The sequence below is a fragment of the uncultured Tateyamaria sp. genome, assembly GCF_947503045.1.
GTDB lineage: Bacteria > Pseudomonadota > Alphaproteobacteria > Rhodobacterales > Rhodobacteraceae > Tateyamaria.
The window spans coordinates 69,053-90,481 of record NZ_CANNCF010000005.1 but is presented as its reverse complement, the minus strand read 5'-3'; the positions used below and the strand labels follow the sequence as shown (position 1 = coordinate 90,481).

The 21,429-nt window shown below is 59.6% G+C and carries 20 protein-coding genes; 13 read left to right on the top strand and 7 right to left on the bottom strand.

Annotated features, from left to right (window positions below; translation table 11 throughout):
• Positions 1-47 precede the first annotated feature (47 nt).
• From Q1A89_RS19120 to Q1A89_RS19090, 7 genes are all read right to left on the bottom strand, one after another.
• Positions 48-1,937 (bottom strand): SLC13 family permease, encoded by a 1,890-nt coding sequence (locus Q1A89_RS19120; RefSeq protein ID WP_299732246.1) that lies wholly within the window; start codon positions 1,935-1,937, stop codon positions 48-50.
• 377 nt (positions 1,938-2,314) lie between these two features.
• Complete coding sequence (locus Q1A89_RS19115) at positions 2,315-2,953, bottom strand: hypothetical protein (RefSeq protein WP_299732243.1); 639 nt, start codon at positions 2,951-2,953, stop codon at positions 2,315-2,317.
• 233 nt (positions 2,954-3,186) lie between these two features.
• Positions 3,187-4,029 carry a protein phosphatase 2C domain-containing protein gene (locus Q1A89_RS19110; RefSeq protein WP_299732240.1) on the bottom strand — a complete coding sequence of 281 codons (843 nt, stop codon included), beginning with the start codon at positions 4,027-4,029 and terminating at the stop codon, positions 3,187-3,189.
• Between the two features lie 48 nt (positions 4,030-4,077).
• Positions 4,078-5,247 carry an N-acetylglucosamine-6-phosphate deacetylase gene (gene nagA, locus Q1A89_RS19105; protein WP_299732237.1) on the bottom strand — a complete coding sequence of 390 codons (1,170 nt, stop codon included), beginning with the start codon at positions 5,245-5,247 and terminating at the stop codon, positions 4,078-4,080.
• On the bottom strand, positions 5,244-6,272 hold the full coding sequence (locus Q1A89_RS19100) for an SIS domain-containing protein (RefSeq protein WP_299732234.1): 1,029 nt from the start codon (positions 6,270-6,272) through the stop codon (positions 5,244-5,246). Before Q1A89_RS19100 ends, nagA begins: the two co-directional genes overlap by 4 nt.
• 13 nt (positions 6,273-6,285) lie before the next feature.
• Entirely contained in the window at positions 6,286-7,041 is a 756-nt protein-coding gene (locus Q1A89_RS19095; protein ID WP_299732231.1) for a GntR family transcriptional regulator, read from the bottom strand.
• The gene (locus tag Q1A89_RS19090; protein ID WP_299732228.1) at positions 7,028-7,909 is read right to left on the bottom strand and encodes a BadF/BadG/BcrA/BcrD ATPase family protein; all 882 of its coding nucleotides are present in this window, start codon (positions 7,907-7,909) and stop codon (positions 7,028-7,030) included. Before Q1A89_RS19090 ends, Q1A89_RS19095 begins: the two co-directional genes overlap by 14 nt.
• A gap of 124 nt (positions 7,910-8,033) precedes the next feature.
• Between Q1A89_RS19090 and Q1A89_RS19085 the strand changes: the two genes are divergently transcribed.
• From Q1A89_RS19085 to Q1A89_RS19025, 13 genes are all read left to right on the top strand, one after another.
• Entirely contained in the window at positions 8,034-8,966 is a 933-nt protein-coding gene (locus Q1A89_RS19085; RefSeq protein ID WP_299732225.1) for an N-acetylmuramic acid 6-phosphate etherase, read from the top strand.
• A gap of 36 nt (positions 8,967-9,002) precedes the next feature.
• Positions 9,003-10,256 (top strand): ABC transporter substrate-binding protein, encoded by a 1,254-nt coding sequence (locus tag Q1A89_RS19080; protein WP_299732222.1) that lies wholly within the window; start codon positions 9,003-9,005, stop codon positions 10,254-10,256.
• A 63-nt stretch (positions 10,257-10,319) separates the two neighbouring features.
• Positions 10,320-11,234 (top strand): sugar ABC transporter permease, encoded by a 915-nt coding sequence (locus tag Q1A89_RS19075; protein ID WP_299732219.1) that lies wholly within the window; start codon positions 10,320-10,322, stop codon positions 11,232-11,234.
• Positions 11,235-11,244: 10 nt separating this feature from the next.
• Complete coding sequence (locus Q1A89_RS19070) at positions 11,245-12,084, top strand: carbohydrate ABC transporter permease (RefSeq protein ID WP_299732216.1); 840 nt, start codon at positions 11,245-11,247, stop codon at positions 12,082-12,084.
• The gene (locus Q1A89_RS19065; protein WP_299732213.1) at positions 12,081-13,109 is read left to right on the top strand and encodes a Gfo/Idh/MocA family oxidoreductase; all 1,029 of its coding nucleotides are present in this window, start codon (positions 12,081-12,083) and stop codon (positions 13,107-13,109) included. Before Q1A89_RS19070 ends, Q1A89_RS19065 begins: the two co-directional genes overlap by 4 nt.
• On the top strand, positions 13,106-14,098 hold the full coding sequence (locus Q1A89_RS19060) for an ABC transporter ATP-binding protein (RefSeq protein WP_299732210.1): 993 nt from the start codon (positions 13,106-13,108) through the stop codon (positions 14,096-14,098). Before Q1A89_RS19065 ends, Q1A89_RS19060 begins: the two co-directional genes overlap by 4 nt.
• A 337-nt stretch (positions 14,099-14,435) precedes the next feature.
• Positions 14,436-14,900 carry a hypothetical protein gene (locus Q1A89_RS19055; RefSeq protein WP_299732207.1) on the top strand — a complete coding sequence of 155 codons (465 nt, stop codon included), beginning with the start codon at positions 14,436-14,438 and terminating at the stop codon, positions 14,898-14,900.
• A gap of 287 nt (positions 14,901-15,187) precedes the next feature.
• Positions 15,188-16,678 carry an inorganic phosphate transporter gene (locus Q1A89_RS19050; RefSeq protein WP_299732204.1) on the top strand — a complete coding sequence of 497 codons (1,491 nt, stop codon included), beginning with the start codon at positions 15,188-15,190 and terminating at the stop codon, positions 16,676-16,678.
• A gap of 576 nt (positions 16,679-17,254) precedes the next feature.
• The gene (locus Q1A89_RS19045; RefSeq protein WP_299732201.1) at positions 17,255-18,769 is read left to right on the top strand and encodes an ATP-binding protein; all 1,515 of its coding nucleotides are present in this window, start codon (positions 17,255-17,257) and stop codon (positions 18,767-18,769) included.
• On the top strand, positions 18,766-19,374 hold the full coding sequence (locus Q1A89_RS19040; protein WP_299732198.1) for a response regulator: 609 nt from the start codon (positions 18,766-18,768) through the stop codon (positions 19,372-19,374). The genes Q1A89_RS19045 and Q1A89_RS19040 overlap by 4 nt, the downstream gene beginning before the upstream one ends.
• 89 nt (positions 19,375-19,463) lie before the next feature.
• Positions 19,464-19,946: a heme-binding protein gene (locus tag Q1A89_RS19035; RefSeq protein WP_299732195.1), complete on the top strand. Its 483-nt coding sequence runs from the start codon at positions 19,464-19,466 to the stop codon at positions 19,944-19,946.
• Positions 19,947-20,016: 70 nt separating this feature from the next.
• On the top strand, positions 20,017-20,691 hold the full coding sequence (locus Q1A89_RS19030) for an ankyrin repeat domain-containing protein (RefSeq protein WP_299732193.1): 675 nt from the start codon (positions 20,017-20,019) through the stop codon (positions 20,689-20,691).
• Between the two features lie 366 nt (positions 20,692-21,057).
• Positions 21,058-21,429, top strand: a complete 372-nt coding sequence (locus Q1A89_RS19025) for a YciI family protein (RefSeq protein ID WP_299732190.1) — start codon at positions 21,058-21,060, stop codon at positions 21,427-21,429.

The window sequence follows — 21,429 nt, the reverse complement described above, 5'->3', positions numbered from 1 at the left end:
ACAAGAAAATTGGCAAGCCACGTCCGAAGCAACATCTTGCAACCGCGTCAGAGAAAGAGTGTGAGCCCAGTCATGGACACGATCAGGAACAGGATGGTCATTATGCTGCCGGAGCCAAGAAAATCCACGACCCGGTAGCCTGCGGGGCCCATGATCAGCGCATTGACCTGATGTGTCGGGATCAGAAACGAATTCGAGGTCGAGATCGCAACCGTCAAAGCAAAGACGGCTGGATCGCCTCCCGACGAGATCGCGATTGAGATCGCCAACGGCACAAGCAATACGGTAGCGCCGACATTTGACATCACCAGCGTGAAGATCGTTGCCAGAATGGCGAGCCCAGCCTGCAGCGACCAAAGTGGCCAGCCATCAAGCAGTGCAAGAATTTGTTCTGCAATCCATGCGGCCGTTCCCGTGTTTTGGACCGCAGTCCCCAAGGGGATCAGGGACGCCAAAAGAAACACAGTGCTCCAGCTTACCGCGCCATAGGCTTCGTCGACCGATAGAACCCGTGACAGGATCATCCCGACCGCACCCAGCAGCAGGGCAAGTGACAACAGCAAATCCGTAAACAGGATCAGGCCGAGCGTCATAAAGAAGAAGCCGAGCGCCCAGTTCACTTTGTGTGGTCGCAGCTCTTCTTGCGGGAAATCCGACGTTACAACAACGAAGTTCTGGTCAGATTTGAGACGCGTGAGCCGTTCCCATTGGACGTGGACAACCAGCGTGTCGCCGGCTTGCAGAAGCACTTCGCCGATATGGGTGGCGACATGATCTTCGGTTTCAACATGGCTCAGAGTTTCTTCGCCACGATGTATCGCCAGAATGGACAGACCGTGTGTTTGACGCAGGCGGAGTTCGATGGGCGATTGACCGATGACAGACGACCCCGGCGGAACCACGACTTCGGCGACACCCGACTCGGTCGCGGCAAAGTCATCGGCGAACACATCGAGGCCGGGCAAAATCTCCAGACTGTAGGGTTCGGCAAATTCGTCCTGCAGCACCCGCCGCAGGCCGAGAACGGCCAGGCGCGCGGGCGCCTCGATCGTGGTATCCGCCATTGGTGCTATGACCTTGTGACCTCGATATGAGGTGCCTAGGATGTAGATATGGTGCGCGACCATGATATCGGCCAGCGTTTGACCAATCAGGATCGACCCTTCGGGAACGCGGACCTCGAACATATCGGCGCGCAGCCCATAGGTGTTTTCCACATAGGTCTGCATTGAGCGTGCCGCGCCTGCGTCCTCACCGCGCCCCCGCTGTCCGGGCAAGATCCAACGCCCCAGGAGCACAAAGTAGAGAACGCCGGTGAGGACCAGCATCACGCCAATCGGTGTGACCGAAAACAGACCAAAGGGCACCATCTGTTGATCGTCCGGCAATGTCCGGTTCGCCGAAATCAACAGGTCATTCAGCAAGATCAACGGAGAGGACCCGACCATCGTAATGGTCCCCCCGAGGATGGCGCAAAACCCCATCGGCATGGCCAGACGGCTCATTGGAATTTCCGTTCTGGCGGAAATTCGACTGATGACAGGCAGGAACAGGGCGGCTGCCCCCACGTTCTGCATGAAGGAACTGATGACACCCACGGTGCCCGAAACGATCGGAATAATGCGTGTTTCGCTCGTCCCTCCGCGCTTCAAAATCAGCGCGGCGACTTTCGACATCAGGCCCGTCTTGTCCAGCCCGGCCCCGATGATCATGACGGCTATGATTGAAATGACCGCGTTTGACGAGAAACCTGAAAACAGCTCTGACCGATCAGCGAGGTTTTCCAGCCCGGGCAAAGTGCTGAGGGCACCCAGGATCACCATGACGAGGATAGCCGCCAGGTCGATGCGAATGATCTCGGAGACGAACAGAAACACCGTCAAACCCAGAAGCCCGAGGACCACCATCATTTCGAAAGTCAGAACTGTTGCTTCCATCGCCTCTCCCTGCTCAGGAGCTTAGCGACGGTTTTTCATTCCGCATAGGTCCAGTCTTGCGAAGCGTCTTGGCCAGTGATTGATGTCTTGATGCCAGGTTTTGGACAGCGGCGGGTGAGGCAATCGTCACGCATACTGTTTTTTTCCGCGTTGTGGTTGGTCAATCCGCAGGATGCGGTGAGGATGACAGATGTCCGATTTACAGAAGTGCGCTACTACAACAACTATTGAGACCAAGGGTTGCTCTAGGCCGCGCGGCGGGTCCGGGGCTTTTGCAAAAAAATGATGCGGCCCCGGATCCAAGTACGGCTATAAGCCCGGAGCCGACACCCCTTCAAGGGAATTGGCCGTTTTGCCCAGGCTGGAGCCTAGGTTATTCAATCGGATCGGGGATACAGTTCCAGCACAGCGACATGTGCCGCAGCCGTCCAAGCTTCCGTGGCGTTAAGAGGAAGCTTTTTGGGATCGCTAAGATCGAAACTTGGCATTCGAATGTGATAGAAATTCTTTACGAGGGTTTCGTCCTTCAACTGCATATTGAAAAACCCAACCTCTCCCGTATCCGGGTCTGATTTGTAACTGTCGCAGTAGATGGCAAACTGCGCACCTATGTCGGGCTCTTTCTTGGGAAACCGGACGACCGTTGTCTGGCAAATGTCTGTGTAGTAATTGATTTGGCCCTGAACGTAGGTGTCTAAATTGCCGGTCAACGCATTCTCTGCCGTGACTGCATATAGCTTTGTCCAGTTATCGAAGGTCTCGCCTTTCGGGATCATCTCCCAAATGCCCATTTCATGGTCGTCGCCGATATATCGCTGGTCCTGAAATACCTCGCTGTCTGTGAATGAACTTCCCGGAGTCAAGGACTCGCGCGAACTCCACGGCGGCAGCGCAAAACCAGCAATAACGGAGAAGGTCTTCAGAAACATCTCAGGCGAATTTGGTGCCAACAACGTTTGCCCAAACAGTGGAGATGCACAAAACAGGAAAAGTGCGCAGCATCTGACCATATTCATTTTTTTGCTCCTTTGTTCTCCAGTGTTGGCACCTTACGGGCTGACTGAGACAGTTGACGATAGGTGCATTTTGAATTCCAGCATTTAATGCTGACCGAGCGTCGCCTTTTCCGCATTACCTCAGTCGGCCAAGCCGGAAACTTGGCGCCTGCAGCGCCCGGCCAATTTGGCGGGCCGCACCGTAGCAATAGCATCGGTGGCACATCTGCAAGTGTGGGTCGGGAAAGCTGTTCTCAGCCAGATACCCGTACCCAAATGGCCGTGGCGTCGTCGCTGACCTTGAATCTCGGGAACCGGAGGCAGGCCGCATCAGCTTGCTCGATTGCGCGCAGATCATCGACAATTCTCCCAAGCCCTTCGGACCGTATGACGGAAACCATCTCTCGAGCGGTGTATGCTGCGTAGTCGGTGACAATACTGGCGAACCCGTCGCTCATCAAAAGCAACTCGTCGCCGACAGAGACGTCAAAATCCGCATATCGCGTCACTCCCGCGGATGCCTGCGCGTCCGGGCTGAGCGCAATGTGGTCTGCCCGCGCGCGGTGCGCCCGCCGGTTTTCCAGCGCGGTATCGGACAAGACAGACGCGGCGCCTACGCCGGGTCCAAGGGACAATGCATCTGCCGATTCCGCGCTCGTGTCGGGCTCGCCCGTGCACCACACCGCGTCATCCCCCGACATCAGCAAGACCGGACTATCGGCGGCCCAGGCGACAGATAGCTTTTCTTCTATCAGAAGGGCGGCGGCAAAGGCGGCCTTGGGCACCTCCCATGGGGCGGCGACCTCCCTTGTCCTTTGCGCCACAAATTGATCTTCGATCCGCGAAAATGCAGTTTGACACGTTTTTTGCATGTCGCGCGCCTCTGAGACGGCAAAGGCAGCACTTGCGGTTGATGCGAGCCATGCAGCACCACCCTGAGACCCAAGCAAGCCCGGTTCGGACATGTCGGTTGCCCCGTCAATGACCCAGGCGAGATGGGTGTTTGCCCCGCACCGGTCATCGTTCGGTTTTTGGGCGTTTCCGTTGACGCTAACGGTCTGAATAACGTCGAAATGCATGGCGATCCGATCTCCCATCAGGGCAAGGCTAGTTTGACAGTAACCGGGCAGGTCCCGCGCGTTTCGTTACGGGCCTGTCGAATGGTGTTCGTTTGCCGTGACACCAAGCGTTTGCAGGCCCGTCAAAGTCCCAGATATCCGATTGACGTCGGTCAATCTGGTTTTCCCAGGCACCAATCCACCCTGCAGGCCGATGATACGCGCAGGAACCGTTGTGGCCGCCCGCAGCGCATCCGCAAGATCAATGCCCACCCGGTCGACAAGAACGCGCACCGCCGTGGTCAGGTCCAGATCGGCACCAGCCAGCGTGCCGTCCTCCAGCGTCAAGCGGCCGTCCTTGCGGGATATTCGGCGCCCATCAAGATGAAATTCGGCCATGTCTGTCCCTGCCACGGCCATTGCATCGCTGACAAGGAACAACGCACCCGGTTCTCGCTTGCTTGCCCACGCCGACCGCAGAGATGCGGGATGGACGTGTATCCCATCGGCGATCACCCCGGCGGACAGTTGGCCCAAGTTTAGGGCTGCGCCGACCAGACCCGGCTTGCGATTTCCAAGCTGGCTCATCGCGTTGAACAGATGCGTCACGCAAGACGCGCCCGCCTTTGCATAGGTGCGACAGGTCTCGAAATCGGCGTCCGAGTGGCCAAGTGAGACAAGGATGCCCGCCTGCATCATTTGGCGCACCTGATCCGGCGTGACACTTTCCGGTGCGATGGTGATTTTGAGGACCGGAATGCCGGCTTTCGCCGCCAGCAACTGCTGAAGATCGGCATCGTCCATTGGTCGGATCAGCGCAGCATCATGGGCCCCTTTGCGCGCAACGGACAGGTGCGGCCCCTCAAGATGCAGCCCCTTGACCCCAGCCATACCTGCATGCAGAGCCGAGCATACAGCCTCGATGGCCGCTGTCGTCTTGTCCGGGCGGTCCGTGATCAGCGTCGGCAGGATCGCGGTGGACCCGAGGGATCGGTGTGCCTCGGCAATGCGCGCCAGTGTCTCGCGGCTTGGATCATCATTGAACATGACGCCGCCGCCGCCATTGACCTGAAGATCGACATAGCCCGGTGCCAGGATGTCGCCGTCCAGATCAATGACGCGATCATCAGGCCCGCTCCCGGTGTCCGGCGCCAGACCCACAAACACACCATCGCGAAACTGCGCGGCAGTGCCGTCGTACAAACGCTCGCCGTCAAAAACGCGGCCGCCAATGAATGTGCTGGTCGCGCGCGTCATACGGTTTCGGTCACTTTCTTGAGGTGGCGCGGCGTGTCCGGGTTGATGCCGCGGGCACGGGCGACCGTTTCGACCATGCCATAGAACGACACGATGGCGGCGATGGGGTCGGTCAGCCAATGGTCGGTTCTTGTGTGCGGCAGCGCGGTGGCCTGTTCGACTTTGGCCGATGTCGCAAAGACCGTCGCGCCTTTGCTTGCCAACGCGTCTGCGACCTCGGCCAGGCTGCCCTCGGCGGCGTCCCCAGCGGCAAAGCCGATCACCGGGAACCCCTGTTCAACGATGGAGACGGGGCCATGCAGCACTTCGGCGGACGAATAGCTTTCCGCGTGGATCAGGCATGTTTCCTTGAATTTGAGCGCTGCCTCGTTGGCGATGGCCCAAGAGGGTCCGCGTCCCAGCGTGAACAGCGATCGCCCGTCCATCGCTGCGGCGGCATCGGACCAGTCACAGGCAGTTGCGCTTGCAAGATGGGCGGGCAGCGCGTGGATCGCAGCCACAAGATCGGCGTCCTGCTTGATTTCGGCAATCAGCCAAAGCCCGGCAACCAGCGATGTGACAAAGGTCTTGGTCGCGGCGACGCTGAGTTCTGGTCCGGCATGGATCGGCAGCGTGTTGGAGGCGACCTGCGCCAGATCGGAAGCCGGGTCGTTGGTGATGGCGACGGTCATGCCACCTGCGCCCGCAACGGAATTCGTCATGCGCACGATGTCCGGGCTCATCCCCGATTGCGAGACCGACAGGCACAGCGCGCCTTTGGCCATCAGATCGACGCCGTAGATGGAGTTTACAGATGGCCCGACCGAGGCCATGGGGCGTCGCAGCACCAGTTCGCTGGCATATTTCAGGTAGGTGCAGGCGTGATCGGACGACCCACGCGCCACAGACAAAAGAAAGGTCGGGTCCATCGCGCGGGCCGCCGCAGCGGCGGTGCGGATGTCATCGCCCCCGTGCGACAATAGACGTGCAACGGCATCCGGGATTTCCAGGATTTCCCGGCGCATGAGGGTGGTGTCAGAGGTCATCTCGGCGACCCTTTCAATGAGAGAGGCGCAGTTCGGCCACGAAATCGTAGGCGTCACCACGATAGATCGAGCGGGTGAGCTCCGCGACCCGCCCGCTTTGCAAATAGGATGTGCGTTGAATGCGCAGACCGGCTGTGCCTTCGGCGACGTTCAACAACTCCGCCTCTTGCGCCTCCAGATTGATGGCAGAGATTTTCTGGACAGCGCGGATCGGGCGCATGCCGGACTGTTCCAGTAATTCATAAAGTGACGTCGTCACCGCAGTGGGATTTGGCAGGATATCAAGCGGCAGCGCCGCGCGTTCCAGCGCCATGGGCCGCCCCCCCGCCTCGCGCAAACGGTAAATCCGCGACACCTGATCGCCTGCAGCAAGACCAAGGGCCAGCACCTCGTCCGGAGAGGGCATGAAGATCCCCCGTTCAAGCCATTTGGACGTGGTCTCCAACCCGCGCCGCTGCATGTCCTCGGAAAATGAGGTCAGGTGCGACAGCGATTGTTCCACTCGCGTGACCGGTTCGCGCACGAATGACCCCGACCCCTGGCGCTGCTCCACGGTGCCCTCGCGCACCAGTTCCTGAATGGCCTTGCGCACGGTGACGCGGGACAAATCGGTGATCTCCGCAATCTCGCGCTCAGGCGGCAGCGACGAGTTCGGCGCAAGAATGCCGTCTTCGATCCCCGCCTCAAGCCGTCTGCGCAACTGCACATAGCGCGGTCCGGCAGAGCGGGTCAGCCAGCCTTCGGGGCGCAGGAACTCAGCAATGTCCATGTGTCATCTCCATCTCCCGCGCGAGTGCAATCGCCCCGTCAAGCGGTTGCCCCAGCGGTTCGGCGAGGTCGGGTTTCATGTCGTCAGGCATATAGGGCGCGTAGTGCGGCCCGATCCCCCCAGTGAGGCAAATGGTCAGACCGGGGGTCCACCCCATCTGCCGGAGATCGAACGCGATATGGTCAGCCCCGGCTTGCAGGATGGCCAGTGCGACTGCATCACCACTTTTGGCATTGACTGTCACATGCGGGGCAATCGTGCCAAAGTCGGCAGGCCGTGCGGAGCGCGCAAATTCCGCCACGCGCTCGGCGCTCTGGAACCGGGCCTTCAAGTCGCCCACCAATGCGGAGGCAGGGGCGAACCCATCCACCTCGCGCAAATACTGTGTCAGCGCCTTGCGTCCAACCCATTGGGCAGACGCCTCATCCCCCAGGGTTGCGCCCCAACCACCGCCAAATCGTTCCTTGCCGCCCGTTTGCGCCGCAAAAAAGGAACCTGTTCCGCAGTGGGCGACAAACCCGTCGCCCTGCCCCAAAGCACCCCGCAGCGCAGCCCGCCGATCATCGGCGTAGCACACGTTTTGCAGCGGCAGCTTGGACTTCAAACGTTGGACCTCTGCCGGTCCCGTCGCTCCGGCCAACCCGACAAAAGCTGGCAGGTCGTACAGGGTTTCAACGCTTGTATCCGCCAAGCCCGCCAGAGCGGCGATCCCATCCTGCAGCCGCCGCACCGCACCGTCGAAATCCGTTGACACATTGGCTGGCCCTGCTTCGGCGACCACGCGCCCTTGAGCGGTTTGCAAAGCAAAACGGCACCGCGTTCCGCCGCCATCGACGGCAAGGACTGAGGTGTTGGGCGAATCTGTCATGTAGATACCTTTATAATACCTATTGTGCATTTTAAAGGCCTAAATAGTACCAACCGTCTCACATCGACTGCTATAGGCCTGAATATTATGGCAAGAATGTGGCGAAAAATTAAATGGTAGACAAATGGTATCTAAAAGGTATGTTGATCGAAGCTTGAGGGAGAATCGCGTGTCAGCGAACACCACGGAACATTTGCACGATAGCGCGGTCGGTTTGGATCAGCGGCCTCCGGTGGAGATCGCTGCACTTCTCGCGTCCGGACAAGTTGCCGCCGCCGCATGTGTTCAGCAGGCAATCCCTGCTATCTGCGCTGGCGCAGAAGCCATGGCGCGCACGATCAACGCCGGCGCCTGCCTCCACTATGCCGCTGCGGGGTCATCGGGGCTGATGGCAGCCGCGGATGCGCAGGAACTTGGCGGAACCTTTTCAATCCCTGCCGCACAATTGCGCATACATATGGCCGGTGGACTGCCCATGGGCGTCGAGATGCCGGGCGACACCGAAGACGCCACGGATGGGCTGGCGGCGGCAATGGCCGAGCTGTCCGAAAAAGACACGATGATCGCGGTCTCGGCCAGCGGATCGACGCCTTACACCATCGAGGCCACACGCATTGCCAAGTCAAAGGGTGCAACAGTTATCGGGATTGCCAATAACGCAGGCTCTGACCTTTTGAACATGGCAGACCATGCCGTCTTGCTGGCAACGCCGCCCGAGGTCTTGTCCGGATCGACCCGCATGGGTGCCGGGACGGCGCAAAAGATTGCGCTCAACACGCTGTCGGTGCTGATGGCGGTGCATCTGGGGCACGTGCATGACGGCATGATGGTCAATGTGCACGCCGACAATATCAAACTGCGTGCGCGGGCCTGCGGGATCGTTGCCCAGATCGCCGGTGTGCCCGAGACAGCCGCGCGCGACACGTTGGATGCCGCAGGGGGCCACGTCAAAACGGCTGTTCTGATGGCCGCCACGGGGTTGGCGCGGGATGCGGCACAGGCCCGGCTGAAAGACACACATGGACATTTGCGCCCCGCATTGGAGCGCACGGTTTAAGACATCACATGAGTTGCAATCTGGGAGGAACCAATAATGACACGCAACACGATCAAACTGGCATTGCTGAGCACCGCGCTCACCGCCACAGGAGCCATGGCGCAAGACGTCACGCTTACAATCGAAAGCTGGCGCAACGACGATCTGGTGCTTTGGCAGGACAAGATCATTCCGGCATTCGAGGCCGAGCATCCCGGCATCAAGGTGAATTTCACACCCTCCGCCCCTGCCGAATACAACGCCGTCCTGAACTCCAAGCTCGATGCGGGCTCTGCCGGTGACATCATCACCTGTCGTCCGTTCGATGCCTCGCTTGCGCTGTTCGAGGCGGGCCATCTGGCCGACCTTGATGACATGGACGCGATGAGCAACTTCTCGGACGTTGCGAAATCGGCGTGGCAGACGGATGACGGCGCGGCCACCTTCTGTGTGCCAATGGCGTCGGTCATCCACGGCTTTATCTACAACAAGGACGCCTTTGCCGAACTGGGCGTCGATGTGCCGAACACCGAAGACGAGTTCTTTGCCGTGCTTGAGGCATTCAAGGAAGACGGCACCTACATCCCAATGGCCATGGGCACCAACGACCAATGGGAAGCCGCGACCATGGGCTACAACAACATCGGTCCCAACTACTGGAAGGGCGAAGAAGGCCGGCGCGCGCTGATCGCGGGCGAACAGAAGCTGACCGATGCGGCATGGACGGCCCCTTACGCGACGCTTGCCAAATGGGGTGACTATCTGGGCGACGGATACGAGGCGCAGACCTATCCCGACAGCCAGAACCTGTTCACGCTGGGCCGTGCGGCCATCTATCCGGCAGGCTCTTGGGAGATCTCTGGATTCAATGCGCAGGCCGATTTCGAAATGGGCGCTTTCAAGCCGCCGGTGCAGAACGCAGGCGACACCTGCTACATCTCGGACCACACCGACATCGGCATCGGCATGAACGCAGCGACCGACAATCCCGAAGCGGCCAAGACCTTTCTGGCCTGGGTCGGCAGCCCGGAATTCGCGGTGATCTTTGGCAATGCCTTGCCCGGCTTCTTCCCGCTGTCAAAAGAGCCGGTCGAACTGAGCGATCCGCTGGCCAAGGAAATCGTTGGCTGGCGTGGTGAGTGCGAGAGCACGATCCGCTCTACTTACCAGATCCTGTCGCGCGGCACGCCGAACCTCGAAAACGAGACCTGGGGCGCGTCCGTTGCGGCCATCAAGGGCACCTCGTCGCCCGAGGAACTGGGCGCCGAGCTGCAGACCGGCCTCGCCAGCTGGTACGAACCACAGCAGTAACCCCTCCCGTTACTGCCTTGTCCGGGCGGCCTTTCCCGCCCGGACCCTTCAGGAGATTTCCAAATGCAACGCGCTCGTACACGCTGGCACATCGCTGTGTTCCTGGCACCCGCCGTGCTGGTCTACACCGCCATCATGATCTTTCCGCTGTTCAACACGCTGCGCCTCGCGCTCTACAGCAAAGTGGATCAGGAACGTATCTATGTCGGCCTCGACAACTTTCGCACCCTGTTCTTTGACCCGTTCTGGTCCGAACAGTTCTGGAACGCGCTTGGAAACAATTTCTGGTTCTTCATCGTACACATGCTGGTGCAGAACCCGATTGGCGTGGCACTGGCCGCGATCCTGAGCCACCCGCGCTTGCGCTTTGCCGCGCTCTACCGTTCGGCCATTTTCATCCCGACGATCCTGTCTTTCGTGATCGTCGGCTTTGCGTGGAAACTGATCCTGTCGCCGATCTGGGGCATCGCACCCAGCATGCTGGACTTTGTTGGTCTGAAATCACTGTTCTCGCCATGGCTGGGCAAGGAAGAATATGCGCTGACCACGCTGGCGCTGATCTCTGTGTGGCAGTTTGTCGGCATCCCGATGATGTTGATCTACGCCGCTCTGCTGTCGATCCCCGAGGAAATCATTGAAGCGGGCGAAGTGGACGGTATCACCGGTATCTCGGCCTTCTGGAAGATAAAGCTGCCGCTGATCCTGCCCTCCATCGGGATTATCTCGATCCTGACATTCGTTGGCAATTTCAACGCCTTTGACCTGATCTATGCCGCCCAGGGCGCGCTGGCCGGCCCTGATTTCTCGACCGATATCCTTGGCACGTTCATGTACCGCACCTTTTTCGGGTTCCAGCTGCAGCTGGGGGATCCACATATGGGATCGGCCATTGCCAGCGGTATGTTTGCAATCATCCTCCTCGGGGTCTGTATCTACCTGTTTGGCATCCAGACCCGGATGCGCCGGTATCAAATGTGAGGATGCTAAGATGAACAAAGCCCGCACAAACCCATTCAACACGACCGCCATGCATGGTGCGTTGATCCTCTACACGCTGATCGCGCTCTTCCCGGTTTTCGTGATCCTGATCAACAGCTTCAAGACCCGCAAGGCGATCTTTCGCGAACCCCTTGCCTTGCCGGATGCCGAAAGCTTTTCGATGATCGGCTATCAGACCGTGATGAAGCAGGGGGATTTCTTCCTCTACTTCCAGAATTCGATGATCGTGACGGTCGCAACGCTGTTCTTTGTCCTGCTCTTTGGTGCCATGGCGGCCTTTGCGCTGGCCGAATACCGGTTCAAGGGCAACACGCTGATGGGGCTGTATCTGGCGCTTGGGATCATGATCCCAATCCGCATCGGTACGGTGGCCATCCTCGAGATGATGGTGGCGGGTGGTTTGGTGAACACGCTTTGGGCGCTGATCCTTGTCTATACGGCACAGGGCCTGCCACTGGCGGTCTTCATCCTCAGCGAATTCATGCGGCAGGTGTCCGATGATCTCAAGAACGCCGCCCGCGTGGATGGCCTCAGCGAATATGCGATCTTCTTCCAGCTTGTCCTGCCGCTGGTGCGCCCTGCCATGGCGACCGTGGCCGTTTTCAACATGATCCCGATCTGGAACGATTTGTGGTTCCCGCTGATCCTGGCCCCCGCCGAAGAAACCAAGACGCTGACACTGGGGTCGCAAGTCTTCATCGGTCAGTTCGTCACAGACTGGAACGCGGTCCTTTCGGCCCTGTCCATGGCCATCCTGCCGGTGTTGATCCTCTACGTCATCTTTTCGCGGCAATTGATCCGCGGCCTGACATCCGGAGCCGTCAAATGACCCGTGTTCTGATTGCAGGATTGGGGAATATGGGCCTGTCCCATGCCTTGGCCCACCACCACGCGGGGTCAGAGATTGTCGGACTGGTGAACCGATCCGAGGTTGCCTTGCCCGACACGCTGGCCGGCTACCCGCGTTTCAAAAGTTTCGAAGAGGGGATGGAAACCAAGCCGGACCTCGTCGTCATTGCGACCTATTCCGACAGTCATGCGGATTTCGCCTGTGCGGCGATGGAGGCAGGTGCGCATGTCTTTGTCGAAAAGCCACTGGCCACCACGGTTGCTGATGCGCGCCGCGTTGTGGAAACGGCCCAAAGGCTGAACCGCAAGCTGGTCGTGGGTTACATCCTGCGCCATCATCCGTCGTGGATGCGCCTGATCGACGAGGCGCGCGGCCTTGGCGGGCCATATGTGTTTCGCCTGAACCTCAACCAACAATCGTCCGGCGCGGAGTGGGAGACCCACAAGGCGCTGATGCAGACCACCAGCCCGATTGTCGATTGCGGCGTGCACTATGTGGATGTGATGTGTCAGATCACCGATGCCGATCCGGTGCGCGTGCATGGCATGGGTCTGCGCCTGTCGGACGAGATCGCCGAGGACATGTACAACTATGGCCAGTTTCAGGTCGTCTTTGAGGACGGGTCGGTCGGCTGGTACGAGGCCGGATGGGGGCCGATGATGTCCGAGACCGCGTTCTTTGTAAAAGACATCGTCTCCCCCAATGGCTCTGTTTCGATCACCGACGGCAACAAGGGCGCCTCAAGCGACATCGACGGCCATACGAAAGTCGGCGGCATCCTTGTGCATCGCCCGGACGGGGATCAGACCATCGAGATGCCGGACGAGCCCTGCCATCAGAAACTGTGCGACGCCGAGCAGGCCTATGTGCTGCGCGCCATTCACGACGACATCGACCTCACCCGCCACATGAATGACGCGGTGCAATCCCTTGCCATTTGCCTGGCTGCCGATGAAAGCATCCGCACCGGTGCGCCCGTATCCCTCAAGGAGCCAAATCGATGACTGCTTTGACCCTGACAAATGTGAACAAGTCCTTTGGCGACGTTCACGTGCTGAAAGACATCAATATCGAGGTCGAGGATGGCGAGTTTGTCGTGTTCGTCGGCCCATCGGGTTGCGGCAAATCCACGCTTTTGCGCGTGATCGCGGGGCTGGAGGATGCGACGTCGGGCGAAGTGCATATCGGCGGTACTCTGGTCAACACCACGCCACCGTCGAAACGCGGCATTGCCATGGTGTTCCAAAGCTACGCGCTTTATCCGCACCTGAATGTGCGCAAGAACATGTCGCTGGCCCTGAAACAGGAACGTCAAAGCAAGGCCGTGATCGAGGAACGGGTCGCGAAAGCCAGCAAGATGCTGGACCTTGAGGCCTATCTTGACCGCTACCCGTCCGAACTGTCGGGTGGCCAGCGCCAGCGTGTTGCCATCGGCCGCGCCATCGTGCGCGAACCAAAACTCTTTCTCTTTGACGAACCACTGTCGAACCTCGATGCCGCGCTGCGGATGAACACGCGGCTTGAGATCGCGAACCTGCACGACACGCTGGCGGCCTCGATGATCTACGTGACCCATGACCAGACCGAAGCCATGACACTGGCAGACAAGATTGTCGTGTTGCGGGACGGTCGGGTCGAACAGATCGGTAGCCCGATGGAGCTCTACAACAATCCGGTCAACCAGTTCGTCGCGGGTTTCCTCGGCTCGCCTGCGATGAACTTCATGCCTGCTGGGTTTGTCTCCGAAGGCGACACAAGAACGCTTGGCGTACGCCCCGAAGATCTCCGCCTGCAACCGGATGGCGATCTGTCCGCGGCGGTCCAGCATGTGGAGCACCTTGGCGGTGACACCAATGTCGTCGCTCGGGTGAAAGGCACCCAGATCACCGCCCGCCTGTTCGGACAGCATTCAATCCATCAAGGTGAAACGGTCAACTTCGGGTTTTCGCCGGGGCGGGCTTTTTACTTCAACGCAGATGGGCTGCGCATTTAGGGCGGATAAAAAAAGAGCCCTGACTTCGAACTGGGCCTGAGTAGTGGCGATCAAAGCTCGCTTTGAAGTTGCGGCCAGCGGCCAAGAAGGGAACAGCCGACAACACGCCGCGAGACCAGATCGATGACAGCCGCAATCTGGAGCCAACCGTCCGCGGTACAAACTATGTGAAATCGTCGTCCATTGGGCGCGGACCGACGCGTGCCGACAGAGCCGACTTGGTATTTTCTGATGCAAATTTCCGCTTTGCAGATGCAATCATTGCACTTTAATCGTTTAGGGCAAGCGGAAGGCAGTTGGCCCGTAACAAAGTCACTATGGCTCGGAGTGTCCTGAAGTGGAACAGGACCATGAAGAAACCCCGATTTCTCAGCAGGAAGCGCGCGAACTGATTGAACGAAACGCAGGCACGGTTGGCATCCGGTGGTACCTGAGCTTGATCTTGATAGCTGCGGTTGTGATTGCCACTGTCTCGCTCCTTACCTCTTCAAATCCAGCTTCCGCCAGCGATTTTCTTGTGCTGCTCATCCTGATCTTGTTTGTGTCGCTCACTTTGAGTGTGTTGTTCATCGTACATACAAAACCGGTTTCTTTTGATCAGCATGGTGTCTCCATTGGCTGGCTCTGGAGTGAAAAGACGCAGTATGACTGGGACCAAGTTGTCGAGTTACGCAATGTGCCATTTCTCCCGGGCGTGGCGGCACTCAACCTGAGCGACCGCAAGAGTTGGCCAATCTTTATGGACCTTGATCATGCAAGGCATTTGAGTGATGCGATTTCAATTTGGAAGTCCGCACGTTAGACGTTTTGGCGTCGTCGGAGACGGAAGAACATCCCGCAATACGATGTGCCGTCAATGTCGAAACACTGGTCCAGTCCGCATCAATCATGGACCTTGCCTGCGTGTCATCCGAAATTGAAAGCACTGAAGCGAAAACGGGTTTTGACCCGAGCCGCAGCCACGATGATCGGCGAATTCAAACTTCAGCACTTGTTTCGCGATCACGCTGCACAAGGCGCCCGAAAACTTCCGATTGATAGTTGTTATCCCCTCAAGCTAAACGCTTTGAAAATTCCGGCGGGAGCAGAATGACTGATCAACAGGGCGATGCACGCCATCTTGAGACGCTGGATCGCGATCTTGACCGTTTTTCAAACCTTGAGATGGCCACAAGCTATGTGTCGCGCCCGTTGGTGGGACCGGGGATATCGCTTGTCTTTGTGGTCTTGGCTGGTCTCGCTGCGGCTCTGTTTTTCGGGCAGGCGAACAATTCGCTGATCGTGATCGTGGCCGCATGTTTCGGCGCATATATGGCGTTGAACATCGGGGCGAACGACGTTGCAAACAACATGGGTCCAGCAGTCGGAGCGAATGCGCTCACGATGGGCGGGGCCATTGCAATTGCTGTCATTTTCGAAAGCGCCGGGGCGTTGATCGCTGGCGGGGATGTGGTTTCCACGATCGCCAAAGGGATCATTGCACCAGAAAGCATGGGCACCGCCGAAGTCTTCATCTGGGCCATGATGTCCGCGCTTTTGTCAGCAGCGCTTTGGGTCAATCTGGCCACTTGGGTCGGTGCGCCGGTTTCGACCACACACTCCGTTGTTGGCGGCGTTATGGGTGCGGGCATCGCAGCGGCTGGTTTCGCCGCCGTCAGTTGGCCGACGATGAGCGCCATCGCGGCCAGTTGGGTTATTTCGCCGGTTCTGGGTGGTGCGGTCGCGGCGCTCTTTCTTGCCCTGATCAAGTCGAGAATCATTTACCGAGAGGACAAGATTGCCGCGGCCCGCACCTGGGTGCCCGTTCTCGTCGGCATCATGGCCGGTACGTTTGCAGCCTATCTCGCACTCAAGGGGCTCAAGAAGATCATCAAGATCGACTTGCCAACCGCGCTTTTGATTGGCGCGGCAATTGGTGCTCTGGTCTGGGTGGTGATGATCCCGATCATCCGCAAACAATCCGAAGGGCTCGAGAACCGGAACAAGTCGCTCAAGGTCCTGTTCGGTATCCCGCTCGTCGTTTCTGCAGCTCTCTTGAGCTTTGCGCACGGTGCCAATGACGTCGCAAATGCCGTTGGCCCACTCGCCGCCATCGTCCAAGCATCGCAATCAGGCAACTTTACCGAGGCAGTCCAGATTCCCATCTGGGTGATGATCATCGGGGCGTTCGGGATATCCTTCGGCCTCTTCCTGTTCGGCCCAAAGCTCATCCGCATGGTGGGCAGCCAGATCACCAAACTCAATCCAATGCGCGCGTATTGCGTCGCCCTGTCAGCCGCGATCACCGTCATCGTCGCGAGTTGGTTGGGCTTGCCTGTCAGTTCAACACATATCGCGGTGGGCGGTGTTTTCGGCGTCGGTTTCTTTCGTGAGTGGGATGCCGAGCGCAGGATTCGCAATGCCAGGCTTGCAATGCCTGATCGGACGGCTTTCGCGCCTGAAGAGCGGCGGCGACGGAAACTGGTCCGCCGCTCTCACTTCATGACCATCATCGCGGCTTGGGTGATTACGGTGCCTGCGGCGGCTCTGCTGTCGGCGACGATTTTCCTTGTGGTGACGAGCGCAATGGGACCCATGTAAGCATTAATTCGTCACCATATGCTGACACTGCCCAGAGCGGTCACTCGCGTCGCAAAAAGCGTTTGTTTTGCGCGTTGGCTTGCCATGGCAACTCAGACACTGGCAGCGCAACGCGCAGCTTCACAAAGAATCTCCACGCAGGAATGCAGTTCTACTATGCTGCCAAAATAGCCGATCCGCTGTTTCAACAGTTTTCGGACGCCGTTCTTCTCGGGCCTTCGCGGCCCGTGCCAGGACAACTCTCCATTTTGCAGAAATGACGCAAGACATTGACGCAGTGCTCCGTCATGCACATAGCGGCGCCTTGAGGTTTCAAAAGCTACGATTTTCCAAGAAACCTTTTCCGGGCGTAGCAACCCACTACAGTCATTTGTGACGGCGTTCATACGCTGCGATCGCAGTCTAAATTCCGGACGTCCACTGCGCGCAGAACGACCCCAACAGACCTCTGTAGTCCTACGGATTTCAAAACCACGCCAAGAGGTTATGCTTGACCTGACTTAACGATGCACTTCCCCCATCGCTCGTAACGGAACCGACCACGTGGCAGAAACAATGCGATCAGCCCCAGAATTCATGCGCCGACCGATGGCACGGGTGATCGCCTGGGCGCTTATCTGTGGCCTTGCGCTTGCAGTGCTCGCCGGTTTTGAGCGCAGTACACGGCTGGCTGACCTGACGGCTCAAAGCGAGCGCCTACACGCCGTCGCGTCGCAACGCGTAGACCAGCATGATGCACACCTGACGGCTCTCTCGGCCATCGCGGTGGCCGGAGTGGAGCAGCGTCCGGACCTTTTTCGCGATGTCGCGGCCGCGATCATGCAGTTTTACCCCCGGATCATCGGGATCTCCCTTGTACCGCTCGATGGAGAAAGCAGCCTGCTGGAGATCGGGATCAACGAGGCCGAGATCACGGATGTGATCCGCGCGGCGGTCAACCGCTCGACTGGCACCCCGGTCCTTGTGCGGTATCCGTCAGACCGCCCGGCCTATCTGATCGTCAAACGGAGCCCCAACTCCGACGCGGCACGCTACGGGCTCGCCCTCGTTATCGACGCCGCCGCCCTGCTGAATGGAGATTCCGCCTACTGGACACAGGCAGAGGCGTCGCGCTGGTTGGCCCTTCCCGACCAGACCCTGCTCGTCGGTGTGGACAGCGACGGCCCCGCGCCGCACTTCGTCCGCGCGCTTTCGAGCGGCACCCAACCACTTGAACTGAAGACGGCGATCCGCATGACAGTTTCGGACGTTTTGCCTCCCGGTCGGGTCGCCATTGTTCTTGCCCTCATCGCACTTGGTGCCCTTGCGCTGCGCGCGATAGGACGGCAACGCGCCAAGGTGCGCGCCGCCGAAGCGCGGGTCGAGTTGAGTGGTCTTGAGACCCGGCTCAGCCATGCCTCACGAGTGAACGCGCTCGGCGAGATGGCAAGCGGAATGGCTCATGAACTGACCCAGCCTTTGACAGCTATTCTGGCACAGGCGCAGGCGGCCCGGCATCTTGCCGCACGCGGAGACACTGAGCGCGTCGCGGCTGTCCTTGATGACGTGGTCGGGCAGACGCGGCGCGCCTCTGAGATTCTGGCGCGCCTTCGCACCTGGACCCGGCCCAGAGAGCGAAATGCCGAAGCAATCGACCTGAGAGAATGTGTCCGCGTCGCCGAAACCTTGCTCGCCGGGCAAGCGGCAGAACTTGGTGCCCTTCTCGACGTGGCGGTGCCATCAGCGCCGCTATCAGTGGAGGGTGATCGCGTGGAACTGGAGCAGGTCCTGTTCAACCTGATGCGAAACGCCCTTGATGCGGTTGCCGAGAGTACAGGCGCCCGCAAGGTCGGCGTGGCGGCCTTTTTGGACGGCGATACGGCAGTGATCGATGTCAGTGACACCGGCCCTGGCATCCGGCCCGACATACGGGGCCGGCTGTTCACACCGTTCGTGACAACGCGGGAACATGGTACGGGCCTTGGCCTCGCGCTCAGCCATCGTCTGGTCGAGCGGGCCGGCGGTGACCTGACCGTCGTCGAAACCCGCGAGGGCGCGCGATTCCTGATCAGCCTGCCGCTCGCCCGCACTGTCCGGGAGGCCGCGGAATGACCGCGCCGGTTTACCTCGTTGACGACGATGCGGCGGTGCGTGACGCGCTCTCGCTGCTTCTCTCGACGGTGGGGATTGACGTCATGGCCTTTCCCGGCGCCGAGGACTTCCTGTCGGCCCTGCCAAAGCTCGATCCGGGATGTCTCATCCTCGACATTCGGATGCCTGCGATCTCGGGGTTGAAACTTCAGGAACGCCTGACCGCAAGCGGCGTGTCCTGGCCGACGGTGGTGATTTCGGGCCACGGCGATATCGAGGCCTGCCGAAAGGCGTTTCGCAATGGCGCCATCGACTTCCTGTCCAAACCGATCGACGAACAGGACCTCATCGACGCCATTCAAAAGGGTCAAGCGGTGCTCGGCCGGGCGGCCGAAGCGGACGCCGAGCGGGTAGAAACCATGGCGCTCATGGCCGGGTTGACGCCGCGCGAACGAGAGGTTCTATCACTCGTGGCGCGCGGATTCGCGACCCGAGACATTGCCGTGGCACTCGATGTCTCACCTCGAACCGTGGAAAGCCATCGCGCCGCTATCGGGGCCAAGCTCGGAACCACCTCCCCCGCAGAGATGACGCGTCTCTGGATCGAGGCCGAGAGCGCTCCGTAGTTCTACGGAGGCACCGGATCCACCTACGAATGGGTCAGGGCCCGCCCTCGGCGTAAAAGTCTCCCCATCACCAGCAAAGGAGAACCGACATGCTCAGAACAACCGCACTTCTCGCCGTCCTTGCCGCCCCCATAGCCGCCGCAGCACAAGACCTGCCGACCAGCCCTTATCTGCCACTCACCATGGCGAGCGAAGCTGCGAGCGCGGCGCTCGAAGCCTGTGCGGCTGACGGCTACAGTGTAAGCGTTGCCATCGTCGCCCGTGACGGTGCAACCAAGGTGCACCTGAAGGCTGATGGCTCGGGCCCGCATACTGTTGGCAGCGCACAGGGCAAGGCCTTCTCATCGGCCTCGATGGGCCGTGACACTGCCGGTCTTGCGCAGTTTATTGGCGAGAACCCGCAGCATGACGGATTGCGCTATATGGATGCACGGATGGTCATCCAGGGCGGTGGCCTGCCGATCCGTATCGGCGGCGCCCTGGTGGGTGGTATCGGTGTCGGAGGTGCACCTGGCGGGCATCTCGACGAGGCCTGCGCCCGCGTCGGGTTGGACGTCATCGGCGCTGAATAAGTTATTGCTGGGTTCGCGCGATGCGCGCGCGGTCCCTCCTTCATGAACCCTTTTGAGAAAGGTAATTTCCATGCAGCGCCTTCCCTTGATTGCCCTTCTCATTGGTCTGTCCGCCCCGCTTTGGGCGCAAACCGCCCCCTCGGCACGCGAAATCGCGGCCTATGACGGTCTCTTCCGTGCGGCGTATCAGGGCGACGTCGCCGGAATCGAGCAACTGGTCGCGCAAGGTGCTGACGTCAATTCCCGCGACTCCAGTGGCCGCACCCCGGTGCACGTCGCCGCCTTCGCCTCCGAAGATGAAACGTTGCGCGCGCTTGCCGAGGCCGGAGCGGACATGAACGCGCTTGAACACCGGGCCTATGATGTCGTGACCATTGCCGCTGTGGCGGACGATCCCCAACTGATGTCGCTGGCGATTGACCTCGGCAATGATCCGGGGCTTGTCACCAGCCCCTATGATGGCACCGCCCTTATCGCGGCCGCCCATCTCGGTCATGTCGAGGTTGTGCGGCGTCTGATCGATGCGGGCGCACCGCTCGATCACATCAACAACCTGCACTGGACGGCCGTCATGGAGGCGGTGGTGCTGGGCGATGGCGGACCGGATCATCTGACCGTGCTCGACGCGCTTCTCTCCGCCGGGGCCGACCGAACACTTGCGGACCGCGCGGGCGTCACACCGCTCCAACATGCCAAAGCGCGCGGATACACCGAGATGGTTGCGCGTCTGCAAAGAAACGACTGAATCGCTGATCCTCAGCGCCAGAGACGGGCGACCCGCAGGCACCAAGCCAGTGGTGGTTGCCTTATCCGGGTAACGGACGACACCGTCGCAACACTTGCACGAGGGTTCAAAACCATGTGGCGGCAATCAGGCGATTTCGAACGCCTTGCCGAAGCTCTGCTCGAGGCTGGCTAGCCTGACTGAGGCCATTTGTGCGCCGCGCAGCATTTTTTTGAAAACCACCTTCATAGGATAACCATCGCTGCGACAAGGGAGGGCAAATGCGCGGCCTTCGATCGCTACTGTTCAAAAAACCACGCGGACATAGTCGGAATTGCATTGCCTCGCGCGTCCTTGCAGCATGTGATGACAGCAACGGAGAAAACGATGATCTATGCAATTACGATCTATGGAGAAGCAGGGCTGTTCGAGTCACTCCCCAAGGAACGGCAGGACGAAGTGATGGCCGGGCATGGTGCGCTGCAAGAGGCGCTGAGAAAAAGGGGTGAGTTCGTCTCGATCAAGCTGATGCCGCCGACCTCGGCAGTGATGCTTGAACCCGCCCCCGCCGCGGATCAGCCCCCATTGATCGTAGACGGACCCTATGCCGAAACGAAAGAGAGTTTTCTGGGGTTCTACGCAGCGGAATTTGACAACCTCGACGATGCGCTGGCCCATGCCAAAATGATCTCGTCCCCGGTGGCGCGGCTCGAAGTGCGGCCCGTGGCATGGGCGGGTGGCACGATTTCGTCGGAATAG